This is a genomic window from Nocardiopsis alba DSM 43377 (genome assembly GCF_000341225.1).
In the GTDB taxonomy this organism is placed as follows: Bacteria; Actinomycetota; Actinomycetes; order Streptosporangiales; family Streptosporangiaceae; genus Nocardiopsis; species Nocardiopsis alba.
Genome location: NZ_ANAC01000018.1, coordinates 141,534 through 154,341, shown reverse-complemented (window position 1 = coordinate 154,341; position 12,808 = coordinate 141,534). Strand labels below are relative to the sequence as shown.

The 12,808-nt window shown below is 70.5% G+C and carries 9 protein-coding genes; 4 read left to right on the top strand and 5 right to left on the bottom strand.

The features are described 5' to 3' along the window. Nucleotides 1-66 precede the first annotated feature (66 nt). A complete protein-coding gene (locus tag D451_RS0119390; RefSeq protein WP_017535635.1) occupies nt 67-3,177 on the top strand; it encodes an alpha-mannosidase in 3,111 nt (1,036 codons plus the stop codon). On the opposite strand, the gene D451_RS0119385 is transcribed toward D451_RS0119390, so the two are convergent. The 3 genes from D451_RS0119385 to D451_RS0119375 are packed head-to-tail and all read right to left on the bottom strand — an operon-like array spanning nt 3,174 to nt 6,361. Next, a complete protein-coding gene (locus tag D451_RS0119385) occupies nt 3,174-4,046 on the bottom strand; it encodes a carbohydrate ABC transporter permease (protein ID WP_042284216.1) in 873 nt (290 codons plus the stop codon). The two genes, D451_RS0119390 and D451_RS0119385, sit on opposite strands and share 4 nt — an antisense overlap. After that, the gene (locus D451_RS0119380) at nt 4,043-4,993 is read right to left on the bottom strand and encodes a carbohydrate ABC transporter permease (RefSeq protein WP_014913297.1); all 951 of its coding nucleotides are present in this window, start codon (nt 4,991-4,993) and stop codon (nt 4,043-4,045) included. The genes D451_RS0119385 and D451_RS0119380 overlap by 4 nt, the downstream gene beginning before the upstream one ends. A gap of 3 nt (nt 4,994-4,996) precedes the next feature. Further along, complete coding sequence (locus D451_RS0119375) at nt 4,997-6,361, bottom strand: extracellular solute-binding protein (RefSeq protein WP_017535633.1); 1,365 nt, start codon at nt 6,359-6,361, stop codon at nt 4,997-4,999. 183 nt (nt 6,362-6,544) lie between these two features. On the opposite strand from D451_RS0119375, the gene D451_RS0119370 reads away from it, so the two are divergent. Continuing rightward, nucleotides 6,545-7,753 (top strand): ROK family transcriptional regulator, encoded by a 1,209-nt coding sequence (locus tag D451_RS0119370; protein WP_014912512.1) that lies wholly within the window; start codon nt 6,545-6,547, stop codon nt 7,751-7,753. 14 nt (nt 7,754-7,767) lie between these two features. Here the strand turns inward: D451_RS0119370 and D451_RS0119365 are convergent, their stop codons facing one another. Next, nucleotides 7,768-8,838, bottom strand: a complete 1,071-nt coding sequence (locus D451_RS0119365; protein WP_014909328.1) for a hypothetical protein — start codon at nt 8,836-8,838, stop codon at nt 7,768-7,770. A gap of 259 nt (nt 8,839-9,097) precedes the next feature. Here D451_RS0119365 and D451_RS0119360 point away from each other — a divergent pair, with 259 nt between their 5' ends. Then, a complete protein-coding gene (locus tag D451_RS0119360; RefSeq protein ID WP_267880662.1) occupies nt 9,098-11,206 on the top strand; it encodes an acyltransferase family protein in 2,109 nt (702 codons plus the stop codon). A gap of 87 nt (nt 11,207-11,293) precedes the next feature. Here D451_RS0119360 and D451_RS27060 read toward each other — a convergent pair whose 3' ends face one another. Continuing rightward, nucleotides 11,294-11,971 carry a hypothetical protein gene (locus D451_RS27060; RefSeq protein ID WP_152472930.1) on the bottom strand — a complete coding sequence of 226 codons (678 nt, stop codon included), beginning with the start codon at nt 11,969-11,971 and terminating at the stop codon, nt 11,294-11,296. A 644-nt stretch (nt 11,972-12,615) separates the two neighbouring features. Between D451_RS27060 and D451_RS28320 the strand changes: the two genes are divergently transcribed. Continuing rightward, nucleotides 12,616-12,774, top strand: coding sequence for a hypothetical protein (locus tag D451_RS28320; RefSeq protein ID WP_014912470.1), 159 nt, complete (start codon nt 12,616-12,618; stop codon nt 12,772-12,774). The last annotated feature ends 34 nt before the right edge of the window (nt 12,775-12,808 follow it).

Sequence of the window (12,808 nt, the reverse complement as noted above, 5' to 3'; positions counted from 1 at the left end):
ACGAAGTGGAACGGCGCCGGCAACGTACCCGGCAACGGCCATGGGACGACGGATCGGAGACCCACCGTGCATGACGACCGGCGGCTGATCGAGGCACGACTGGAAAGGGCCCTGCGGGAACGCGTACGGCCCGCCGTGTACGGGGAGTCGATCCCCTTGGAGGTGGCGCGCTGGGACGTCCCGGGCGAGCCCGTCCCGGTCGCGGAGGGCCTCGCCGCGCCGTACGGGCCGGCCCGGGTGGGCGACGCCTGGGGTCCGGCCTGGGGCACCACCTGGTTCCGACTTCGAGGACGGGTCCCGCGGGAGTGGACCGGTCGCCGGGTGGAGATCGTGTTCGATCTCGGCTTCGACCGGGCCATGCCGGGTTTCCAGTGCGAGGGTCTCGTCCACCGCCCCGACGGGACCGTGGTCAAGGGGCTCAACCCGCTCAACGCGTGGATCCCGGTGGGCTCCCCCGTCGAGGGGGAACAGGACGTGGAGTTCCACGTGGAGGCGGCCGCCAACCCGATCATCCTCGGAGATCCGCCGTTCACCCCCACCGATCTGGGCACGGCCCCCGGCCCCCGGGACGAACCGCTCTACCGGCTGGCCCGCGCCGACCTCGCGGTGTTCGAGGAACAGGTGTGGGAGCTCGCCCTGGACCTGGAGGTCGCCGGTGGACTGATGCTCGAACTCGACACCGGCGACCCCCGTCGGTGGGAGCTGCTGCGCGCGCTCGGCCGGACCCTGGACGCTCTGGACCCGCAGGACGTCCCCGGGACCGCCGAGCGCGCCCGCGAGGTCCTGGCCCCGACCCTGAGTTCCCCCGCCTCCGCCAGCGCGCACCGGGTGTCCGCGATCGGGCACGCCCACATCGACTCGGCCTGGCTGTGGCCGCTGCGCGAGACCGTCCGCAAGGTGGCGCGCACGAGCGCGAACGTCGTCGGGTTGACGGCCGACCATCCGGAGCTGGTGTTCGCGATGTCTCAGGCCCAGCAGTGGGCCTGGCTCAAGGAGCACCGTCCGGAGCTGTTCTCCCGTGTGCTGGAGGAGGTGGCGGCCGGCCGGTTCGTCCCGGTCGGCGGGATGTGGGTGGAGTCCGACACCAACATGCCCGGCTCCGAGGCTCTGGCCCGCCAGTTCACCTTCGGCAAACGCTTCTTCCGTGACGAACTGGGGGTGGACACCCGAGAGGTGTGGCTCCCGGACTCCTTCGGGTACTCGGCGGCCCTGCCCCAGCTGGTGCGCCTGTCCGGGTCCCACTGGTTCCTCACCCAGAAGATCTCCTGGAGTCGGACCAACCGGTTCCCGCACCACACCTTCTGGTGGGAGGGGCTGGACGGCACCCGGGTGTTCACCCACTTCCCACCGGTGGACACCTACAACTCCGAACTCACCGGTGCGGAACTGGCACACGCCTCCCGCAACTTCAGGGACAAGGGCGACGCCACCCGCTCCCTCGTACCGTTCGGCCATGGCGACGGGGGCGGCGGCCCCACCCGGGAGATGCTGGGCCGGGCCGCCCGGCTGCGCGACCTGGAGGGTTCGCCCCGGGTGACGATCGAACACCCCGAGGAGTTCTTCGCTCGAGCCCACGCCGAGTACACCGACGCCCCGGTCTGGTGGGGCGAGCTCTACCTGGAGTTCCACCGAGGGACCTACACCAGCCAGGCCGCCACCAAACAGGGCAATCGACGTTCGGAGCACCTGCTGCGCGAGGCGGAGCTGTGGTCGACGACGGCGGCGGTCCGGGCGGGGGCCGACTACCCGTACGAGCGTCTGGAGCGGATCTGGCGGACGGTCCTGCTCCACCAGTTCCACGACATCCTCCCCGGGAGCTCGATCGCCTGGGTGCACCGTGAGACGGCCGTCGCCTACCGGGAGGTCGCCGAGGAGCTGACCGACGTCATCGCGCGGGCCCAGACCGCACTGGTCCCCGAGGGCTCCGAGGCCGGGGACGGCGTGCTCTTCAACCCCGCCCCGCACGAGCGTGACGGGGTCCCCGCGCTGGGCGCGCTCCCCCGCTCCCGGGTCGCCCGAGACGACGTGCCCGAGGCGCTCGTCGCTCCGGACGAGGACGGATTCGTCCTCGACAACGGCCTGTTGACGGTGCGCGTGGACCGGCGGGGCCTCGTCGTCTCGATCCTGGACCTTTCCGAAGGGGAGCGGGGACGCGAGGTGCTCGCCCCCGGGACGACCGGCAACCTGCTCCAGCTGCATCAGGACGTCCCCAACGGTTGGGACGCCTGGGACGTGGACGAGTTCTACCGGAACAACGTCACCGACCTCACCGAGGCCGACTCCGTCGCCGTCCCCGCCCCGGAGGAGAGGGCGGAGGCGGGTCTCTCCTCCACCGCCGCCGCCGTACGCGTCAGGCGCTCCTTCGGTTCCTCCTCCGTCGTCCAGACGCTCTCCCTGGAACCGGGGGCACGAAGGCTGGACGTGGCCACCGAGGTCGACTGGCACGAGCGGGAGAAGCTCCTCAAGGCCGCGTTCCCCTTGGACGTGCACGCCCGGCGCTCCCGCTCCGAGACCCAGTTCGGCCACATCGAACGTCCCACCCACACCAACACCTCGTGGGACGCGGCCAAGTTCGAGATCTGCGCGCACCGTTGGGTGCACGTGTCCGAACCCGGCTACGGGGTGGCGGTGCTCAACGACTCCACCTACGGCCACGACGTCACCCATGACGCGCGCCCCGACGGTGGGACCACCACGACGGTGCGGCTGTCCCTGCTGCGGGCGCCGCGTTTCCCCGACCCCCTGACCGATCAGGGGGTCCACCGTCTCCGCTACGCGCTGGCCCCGGGCGCGGAGGTCGAGGACGCCGTCCGCGAGGGCTACCGGATCAACCTTCCGGTCCGGGAGCTTCCGGGCGCCGCGGTGGTGGAGCCGCTGGTGACCGTGGCCGACCCCGGCGTGGTCGTGGAGGCCGTCAAACTCGCGGACGACCGCTCCGGCGACGTGGTGGTGCGCCTGTACGAGGCACGCGGCGGACGCGCTCGAACCGCCCTGACCACCGGCTTCCCGGTCCGCGGGGTGAGCGCGGTGAACCTGTTGGAGGAGGACTACGAGGAGGCCCCGGAGCTCCTCTCCACGGCCCTGGCGGACGAGGGCGAGAAGGACGCGGGGAGCCCTCATCGGGTGGAGCTGTCCCTCCGCCCCTTCCAGATCCTCACCCTGCGGTTGATGCGCTAGCCCTTCATCGCGCCGCCGAGGGCGAAGCGACCGCCCATGGCGCGGGAGACCGCCATGTACAGCGCCACGACCGGGAGCGTGTAGAGCAGGGAGTAGGCGGCGAGCTCTCCGTAGCGCACGCTTCCGTACTGGCCGAAGAAGGTGAACACCCGCACCGCGGCGGGCATCTTCTCCGGGCTGCTGAGCAGGATGAAGGGGACGAAGAAGTTGCCCCAGGTGGTGACCAGGGTGAAGATCCCGACCACCGCCAGGCCCGGCGCCAGCAGCGGTGCCACGAGGTGACGCAGGGACTGCCAGGCGGAGGCCCCGTCCACCCAGGCGGCCTCCTCCAGGGCGATGGGGATGCCGTCGATGAAGTTCTTGGTGAGCCAGATCCCGAACGGCAGGGTGCTCGCGGCCAGGAACAGGGTGGTGGCGATCAGCGAGTCGAGGAGACCGACCTGTACGAACATCCCGTAGACGGGGACCATGATGGCGGTGATGGGCAGGCCGGTCGCGAACAGGACCGTGTACAGGAACGGTCTCCGGAACCGCAGGTTGTACCTGGACAGCGGGTAGGCGGCCAGGACCGAGCAGACCATGGTGATCAGGGCCGCTCCCCCACAGGTGAGGAGGCTGTTCCAGAGCGGCCGATAGACGATCTCCTCGGTCATGATCGCGGTGAAGTGGTCGAGTGTGAGCGAGGTCGGCGGTCCCGCCCTCAGCGAGGGCTCGGAGTCGACGGCGGCGAACACCATCCACAGGGTCGGGGTCAGGAACAGCACGGCCAGCAGCCCCAGGAGAAGATGGGCGAGCAGGCCTCCGGCCACCCGGCTCGGGGCGCTGACCACCATGCGCGCCCCGCGACGGGTCCTCCGTGTCCGGTTCATCGCCGCTCCTCCTTACCGAGCATGCGCACGTAGACGATCGAGAACAGGCCCGCGACGACCAGGAGCGCCAGGGCGATGGCGGTGCCGTAGCCGAGATCGCCCATGCGCAGAGCCTCCTGGTACATCAGCAGCGGCAATGTCGTGCTGCGGGCGCCGGGACCGCCCGAGGTCATCACGAAGATCAGCGTGAACACCTGGACGGTCTGGAGGGTGATGAGCAACAGGGTGGTGGCCAGGGTGCGGCGCAGCAGCGGCAGCACCACGTGCCACAGCACCTGGAAGGGAGAGGCGCCGTCCACCCGAGCGGCCTCCTCGAGGTCGTCGGGCACCTCGGACAGCCCCGCGGAGTAGGTCATCATCGAGAAGGCGGTGCCCTTCCAGACATTGGCCAGGATCACGGCGAGCAGGGGCGCGGTGAACAGCCAGTTCTGCTCTCCCGCCCCGAGGAACCCCAGGACCGCGTTGAGGGTCCCCTCCCGTTCCAGGAACGCGTACCAGACGAACCCGGCCACGACCTCGGGGACCACCCACGCCCCGACGACGATCGCGCCGACCGCGGCCCTGACCGCCCCGTGGCGGGCGCGCGTGAGCAGGGCCAGGACCAGGCCCAGCACGGTCTGCCCGAACACGCTTCCGATCAGGAAGAGGGCGGTGAGGATCGTGGCGTCGCGGAAGCGGACGTCGGTGAGCAGGCGTTCGAAGTTGGCGACGCCGACGAAGTCGGTCCGCGCCGCGCGGGCCCCGGTCAGAGCGGCGTCGGTCAGCGAGGCCCACACGGTCCACAGGATGGGACCGGCGAAGAAGGCCAGCAGGAGGAACAGGGCGGGGCCCATCGGGACGGCCCAACGGGCCGCCCTCGACCAGGTCCGCCCCGGCCCTCCGGAGCGTTCGGCGCGAGGTCGGGAGAGGTCCCCTCCTCCTCGCTCCAGGTCACCGGAGGCGCCCACCGGTCAGGATCCGTCCGTCACGTTCTCGGGACCCACGATGGACTCCAGCTCCCTCGTGTAGGTCAGCGCGGCCTCCTCCGGGGTGGTCTCGCCCAGCATCACGCTCTCCGTCGCCTCCTGGATCGCCAGGGAGACCCTCGGGTACTCGCTGTAGGCGGGACGGAAACCGGTGACGTCCACCAGCGCGGCGAACCGTTCGGCCATAGGCGCCCCCTCCAGGAAGCCGGGGTCCTCGGCGACGTCGGAGCGGACGGGGATCTGTCCGCCCTCGACCGCGAACCCGACGGCGTTCTCCCTTCCGAGCGCGTAGGTCATGACCTCCCAGGCCAGGTCGGGGTCGGTGGCATGGGCCCCCATGGACAGGGCCCAGCCTCCGGACATGCTCGTCACCCCCTCGCCTCGACCGTCTCGGGTGGGCATGGGGGCGAACTCCATGTACTCCTCCCACTCGGGCCAGGGCCGGTTGGCCTCCTCGATCCACGATTGGGTGGCCCAGGAGCCCTCCAGACTGATCGCCATATCCCCTGCGGGGAAGCGTTCCTCGTTGTTGACGGTGCCGATGTTGGCGTCCAGCGCGTCCTGTGGGGCGTGGGTCAGTTCCTCCTCGAAGAGGGTCCACACGAATTCGAGCGCGTCGGTGAACCCGGGCCCGGCGGCGACCCACCGTCCCGAGTCCTCGTCGAAGAGCGTGTCCTCGGTACCACCGAGCAGCATCTGGAAGCCCTGGAGGGAGGCGACCTCCCCCGCCGGAGTGCCCGCGTAGACGTTGAGCGGCACCACGTCCGCTCCGTGCTCGGCGCGGACCGCCCGTGCGGTGTCGAGTACCTCGTCCCAGGTGGAGGGCTCCCAGGGAAGCGGGACTCCGGCCTGTTCGAGCAGGTCGGAGCGGTACCACAGGCCTCGTACGTCGGTTCCGAGCATGACCCCGTAGCGGGTCCCGTCCAGAGAGGTGACCGCCTCCGCCTCCTGTTCGCCGAAGTACTCGGAGTCCTCCCAGGAGTCGAAGTATTCGTCCAAGGGCGCCAGGTACCCGGCGTCGGCGTCCTGGTTGATGGTGAAGGTGTCCTCGTAGATGAGGTCGGGCGCCTCGCCGGGGGAGCCGTTCATGAGGTTCACCTGGGTCTGGTAGTCCTCGGCGGGGGCCTCGATGGGGACGAGTTCGATGGTGACGTCGGGGTGGTCGGCCTCGAACTCCTCCTTGACGCGGTTCATCAACGAGTCCATCGCGATGAAGGTGCCGTACCTCTGGTAGGCGATACGGACCGTGTTCTCGTCCCGTTCGGCCGGGGAGGAGCAGCCCGCGGCGATCAGGGTCAGGAGTGAGGCGGTCGCCGCCGCCCGGATCGTGTTCCGTCGAGTTCCCCTCATCGTCTACCCCTCGCACAGCGGTGGTGTGGAACGCCGGACGACCCCAAGCAGTGAGCCGTATCACATGCTTACTCAAAACCTTGGATAAAGGCAATGGGGCAAGTCGGATATACAGGCGGTTACCCTCGTGATCGGGGCGGGCCCCGTACCCCGCCCGCCGGTGAGGCGGAGAGAAGGCGACGTATGCGCACCAGCACGAACCTGCTGTGGCTGGGAGACCTCAACCAGAGCAGGGTGCTCGACGCGGTGCGCCGGGCCGAGGGGATCAGCCGGGTCGACCTGGCCGCGCAGACCGGACTGACGGCTCAGACCGTGTCCAACATCGTCCGCCGTCTCCTGGAGGACGGCCTGATCCTGGAGGACGGTCGCGCCACCTCGCGCGGGGGCAAACCCGCCACCCTGCTGCGCCTCGACCCCGGCGCCTACTACGCGGTGGGCATGCACATCGACCCCGCGTCCACCACTCTGGTCGTCACCGACCTGGCCGGACGCGTGGTGGTCCGGGCCCGACGACGCACCCCCTCCTCCCAAGGCCCGGAACGGGTCATCGCCGCACTGTCCCGCTCGGTCCACGCCCTCGTGGCACGGGCCCCCGCACCCGACCGGATCCTGGGGCTGGGGGTGGCCGTCCCGGGACCGATAGACCGAGGCGACGGGGTCGTCACCCCGCCCCACCTGCCGGGCTGGAGATCGGTACCGCTGCGCGAGGCGCTGGCCGAGCGCACCGGACTACCGGTGGTGATCGACAACGACGCCACGGCGGCGACCATCGGCGAACGGTGGGCCGGCGGGGGCGAGCGCTCCGAGGACATGGCGTTCGTGTACGTGGGGACCGGTGTGGGCGGCGGTCTGGTGCTGGACGGTCGGGTCTATCGGGGCGGCACCTCCAACGCCGCCGAGATCGGTCACGTGACCGTCGACCCTCGGGGCCCGTGGTGCCCCTGTGGCGATCGGGGCTGCCTGGAGACCTACGTGTCCCCCCACGCGGTCGCCTCCGAGGCCGCGCGTCTACGCGGGGACGACGCGGCCGACTTCGAGCGCGGACAGGCCCGCACGGTCGCCGCCTACCGGAAGGTCTGCCGTGAGGCCCGCACCGGGGACCCGGTCGCCTCACGGGTGATCGAAACCGCCGGAGAACGGCTGGGAGAGGCCGCCGTCACCCTGCTCAACCTGATGGACGTACCGATGGTGGTCCTGGGCGGCTGGGGGATGTCCCAGGTCGGCGACCTCTACGCGCGAAAACTGGCTCGGGCCGTCGCGGAGCGCACCATCGCCCGTTCGGCGCGCCGCCTCCGGGTGGAGCCCTCGCTCATCGGCGAGGACGTCGGCGCCATCGGCGCGGCCACCCTGGTCCTGCACGCGGCCTACTCCCCCAGCGTCGGCGGGGTCTGACCCCCTCGACGGGGTCAGCGTTCGGGGTAGACCGCCAGGATGCGCTCGGCGACGTTCGGGAAACCGCTCTGCTCCAGCAGGCGCACCTGCTCCCGGACGAACGCGGCGCGCTCGCCCTCGTCCTCGACCGAGTCGATCAGCCCCCGGAGGATGGCGACCTGCACGTCCTGCTGCATGGCGTGCTCGTCCTCCTCGTCCTCGGCGGGCCACCAGTAACTCTCGTATCCCTCGTCGTCGATCCCGCTCCCCGGCCCGGCCGGTGCGTGATCGGGCAGGTGCTCGATGATCTGCCCGGACAACTCCTCGGAGGGCTCGGGCTCATAGCGGGGTGTCCTCGGCGGCGCCGAGGGCGAGGGGCCATCGGCCGCCAGGGTCCGACGGACCCGTTCCGCCTCGTGTTCGGCCTCCCAGAGGGCGCGATCCTTGCGCAGATCGACGACGCGGCGCAGTCGCTCCTCGTCCTCGTCGGCCAGTTCGACCCGGATCTCGTCGGCCCACACCTCGACGACGCCCTCGGCGATCGGGGACTCCGCGGCGAACAACGCGGCGAGCTCGGCCTCGACCAGGCCACGGTCCTCGGGCCCCGTCCTGCCGAGCACCTCGCGAGCGCGCAGCAGGATCGAGTACGAGGCCGGCCCGGCCGGGGCGCGCAATCTCAGGTCGACCCGGCGGGCCCAGCGCCAGTGCACCCGCGCGGAGAAGACGAAATCGTAGTCGGGCAGGGCGCTGGGCAGCTCGGTACGGCGCAGACGCACGCCTCGGGTCCCGCTCTCTCCACGCGGCGCGGGGACCGGTTCGGGCTCGTCCCCCTGATCCGAACGGTCCCGGGACGCCTTCTCCACGTCGGTGTCCACGACCGCCTCCTCCGACGTTCCGGAGGCGCGGCCTCCTCGTCCTCTCGACAGGTCCGCCACACGCCCGGCGATCCGCTCCAACGTCTCGGGCCGCGCCAGGGAGACACCGAGGAGCATCAGGGCCACCGGCAGCCACACGAAGGTCCACACCCCGACCAGCGGGAACAGCACCGCGGGGACGATCAGTACCACGATGAGTACAAGGAGGCGCGTGCGGGCGAAGGTGGCCACGGGGTCTCCTCGAGCGGGGCAGGGGCTGCGGGCGGGGGAAGGTCCACTAGCCAGTCTGCCCGAGAACCGGCGTGCCCGCGCCACCGACGTCGACTCCGTACCCGCTCGCCCGCTTTTTCCTCCTGTCGGGAAAGGAACGAACGCTTCGATGACGGGGGTGTCAGGACCGCTCCACACAGGGTCAACGAGTCGGGAAACAGTGGCTGAAGCCTTGTCGTGTCGTCTTCTCCGGTCCTCGAGAGAGGGTCACCATGGCCGAATGCGACCACCCGCTCTTCCAGCGCAGCCCTCCGTCCCTCCGGGCGGCCGGCCATCGGTCGGTGGGGCCTCCGCGCGCGCTTCGACCCGATTCCGTCCCGAGGTCCAGGGCCTGCGGGCCCTCGCCGTGATGCTCGTGCTCGTCTACCACCTGTCACCGGGGCTGATACCCGGCGGCTACGTGGGCGTCGACGTGTTCTTCGTGATCTCCGGATTCCTCATCACCTCGCTGTTGCTGCGCGAGGTCGAGCGGAACGGGAGGGTGTCGCTCTCGGGGTTCTACGTACGGAGGGTGCGCCGTCTGCTGCCCGCGGCGACGGTGGTCCTCCTGGTCACCGGTGCCGTGTCGCTGGTGGTGCTGCCGGTGACCCGCCTGGGCGACACGGCCTGGCAACTGGCCGCCTCGGCCTTCTACGTGGAGAACCTGTACCTGGCGGACCAGGCCCTGGACTACCTGGCCGCGGAGACGCCGCCGAGCCCGGTCCAGCACTTCTGGTCGCTGTCGGTGGAGGAACAGTTCTACCTGGTGTGGCCCCTGTTGTTCCTGCTCTGGGGGCTGGCCGCGCGCCGGTGGCGGGCCGGCACCGGGACCCTGGTGACGGTCCTGGCCTCGGTGTTCGTGGTCTCCCTCGTGCACTCGATCCTGGCGACCGCCTCCGATGCCCCGTCCGCGTACTTCATGCCGTTCACCCGTGCCTGGGAGTTGGCGACGGGGGGACTGCTCGCGGTCCTGATGGCCCGGGGCTCGCTCCCGAACGCGGTGCGCCTCCCCCTGGGCTGGATCGGGCTGGCCGCGATCGTGGCCTCCGCCCTGCTCTACGACTCCGGGACCCCCTTCCCCGGTTACACCGCGCTGCTACCGGTGCTGGGCTCCGCGGCCGTGATCGCCGCGGAGCGCCCTTCCGGCCCCGCCGCCTCGAGGTTGCTGAGCACCGGGCCCGCCCGCTTCCTCGGCGACGTCTCCTACGCCCTCTACCTGTGGCACTGGCCGATCATCATCTTCGCCCTGGTCCTGCTGGAGCGGGACTCCCTCGGACCGCTCGGCATGATCGTGGCCGCCACGCTCTCGATCCTGTCCGCGTGGGCGACCAAGGTGTGCGTGGAGGACCCGGTGGCCCGGCGAGGGCTGATCCGGACCGGACGCGCGGCCCTGCTCGTGGCGGTGACCGGAATGCTGACGGTGGCGCTGGTGGCGGCGGTGGCGTGGTTCCGCACCGAACGGATCCGCACGGTCGAATTCGACCCTGCCGTGCACCTGGGACCGGGTGCGATCGGTTCCTCGGAGGTCTCCTCCGGAGCGATGATCTACCCGTCCCCCATCGACGCCGAGGACGACATGCCCCGTACCTACGACGACGGCTGTCAGGCCGGGTTCGACGAGGACGACCCCTCCGATTGGTGCTCGTACGGTTCCGACGACCCCGAGGCGACGGTCGTGATCACCGGGGACTCCCACAGCGCGCACTGGTTCCCCGCCTTGGAGGAGCTGGCCGAACAGCGCGATTGGCGTCTGGTCGTCTTCAGCAAGTCCGCGTGCGCCTTCACCGGGGTGATGGTCGGTAAGGAGGGCGGCGCCTACGAGGAGTGCATGGACTGGAATCGGGCGGTGGTCGACGAGGTGGTCGAGATGGACGCCGATCTGGTGTTCACGAGCTCCTCGGCGAAGGGCTCGCCGTACGGGCTCGGGGACGCGGGAGCGGAGGAGTCCCGCCAGGCGATGTCGGAGGGGATGGCGGAGCTGTGGAGCGAGGTGACCCGGGAGGGGATCCCCGTCATCGCGGTGCGCGACACCCCTCGGACGGAGTCGAACGTGTTGGAGTGCCTCGCCGCGAACACCGAGGACCTCTCGACCTGCGACCGTTCCCTCGAGGAGGCCCTGGAACCGGAGGACCCGCAGAAGGAGGCCGCGGAACGGGTGGACGGGGCCGAACTCGTCGACCTCACCGACCGGTTCTGCGTGGAGGACGCCTGCCCCGCCGTCGTCGGGAACGTGGTGGTCTACCGGGACTCCCACCACATCACCAGGACGTACTCGCGCCTGCTCGCCGACGATCTCGGCGAACGGATGGACGAGGCCCTGGCCGGAACGCCCGGAGGCCCTCTCCCCTGACCCGGGGAGGACGGACGAAGGGGCGGGCCGCCGTGATCGGCGACCCGCCCCTTTCACGTTCGGACGGTTCGGGGTCGCGGACGCCGCTCAGCGCGGCCCGGCGGGACCCTGGGGGCCCTGGGGGCCGTGCGGTCCGCCTCGGGGCCCCTGAGGAGGTCCGGCGGGCCCCCACGGAGCTCCAGGCTGCCCCGGAGGTCCTTGCGGGGGTCGAGGACCGCCCGTTCCCGGAGGCGGAGGACCGAAGGAGGGCGACCCGCCCCGGCCCGGCGGCCCGGGGGGAGGAGGGAAGGGCCCCTGGGGCGGGCCGCCCTGGGCACCGCCGCCGGGGACCGGGCCGCGCCGTGTGAGCACGAGGTCGACCACCGCCCAGACCATCACCGCGATCAGGACGAACGACAACAGTACGATCCCGACCCCCGAGGATGTCTGGATGTCGGCGTACGCGACCTGCCCGCCCGAGGCGGATGCGATCTCCTCCTCGGCGGAGGAGGCCATGACGATCTGGTTCACCCCCGCGGTCACCAGGGCGAGACCTCCCGAGGCCAGGGCTCCGATGCTTCTGGCCAGGGGGTTCGGGAGTCCGACGCTCAACCCGACCCCGACCAGCAGGGACACCAGCGAGACCAGGAGCAGCGGGTTCGCGTCCACGCGCAGATCTTCGAGGTCGCCACTCCCCAACTGGGAGGCGAGACTGCCGTCGAGCGAGGGGGTTCCGCCGAAGGTCAGTGACATTCCGCTGTACGTGATCCGGAGATCGCCGGCCATACCACTACAGGAAAGGGAGAAGAAGGGGAAAAGGAAACAGAGGACGGCGAAGGCGAGCCCGCTCGGGCTGATCAACCTTTTCGGCCATGACGTGGACAACAGTCTTTTTCCTCTCACAGTGCGCACCGACGCCATCGCGAACGCACCGGACGGGGGGATGTTCCGGGGCGCCACCGTTCCGGGGCTCCGGAGCACCATGGTGACACACCCTCGGGTCGTCGAACCCACACGAATAAGTCATCGAGGGAGGAAGGGATCTCCAGGCGAGTTCGCCACCCCATGACCACATTCGGCCAGAGTGGAAAGAACAAGGAAGAATAAATCACGACACACCATCACAAGACGTACCGGCCATCCTCGTGGAAACCCCTGTGAAAAGGCGTTTCACACGGTCGCCGTACGTTATCCGCAGTATGCTCGTGAAACCTCCTTCCGGCGTGGCCGTTTCCATCCGCCGTTCCCGGCCTCCGCCGGAGCGCCCAGGCAAGGCCCACGAGGAAGGCCCCAATGACCACCCACGGAATCGACCTCGGCACCACCTACTCCCGCTCTTCGAACGGGACCCGTCCCACTCCCGTCGGCACGTCGGCCATCTCGTCCACACCGACGACCCCCTCCCGGCCCCGGCGGACCACCCCTTCCGAATGCGCTTCCACCTGACGGAGGCCGGCCTGCTCCGAATCCGAGCCCGAGAACCCGAGAGCGGCCACGAGGCCGACTTCGGCATCAGGATCGGAGGGATGAGCCCCGAGCAGGTGGAGGAGGCCCGCCAGACCCCGGGCATGATCCGCGCCGGCGGATGAGGGTTCCCCACGTCCGGCCCGCACGGACCGGGAC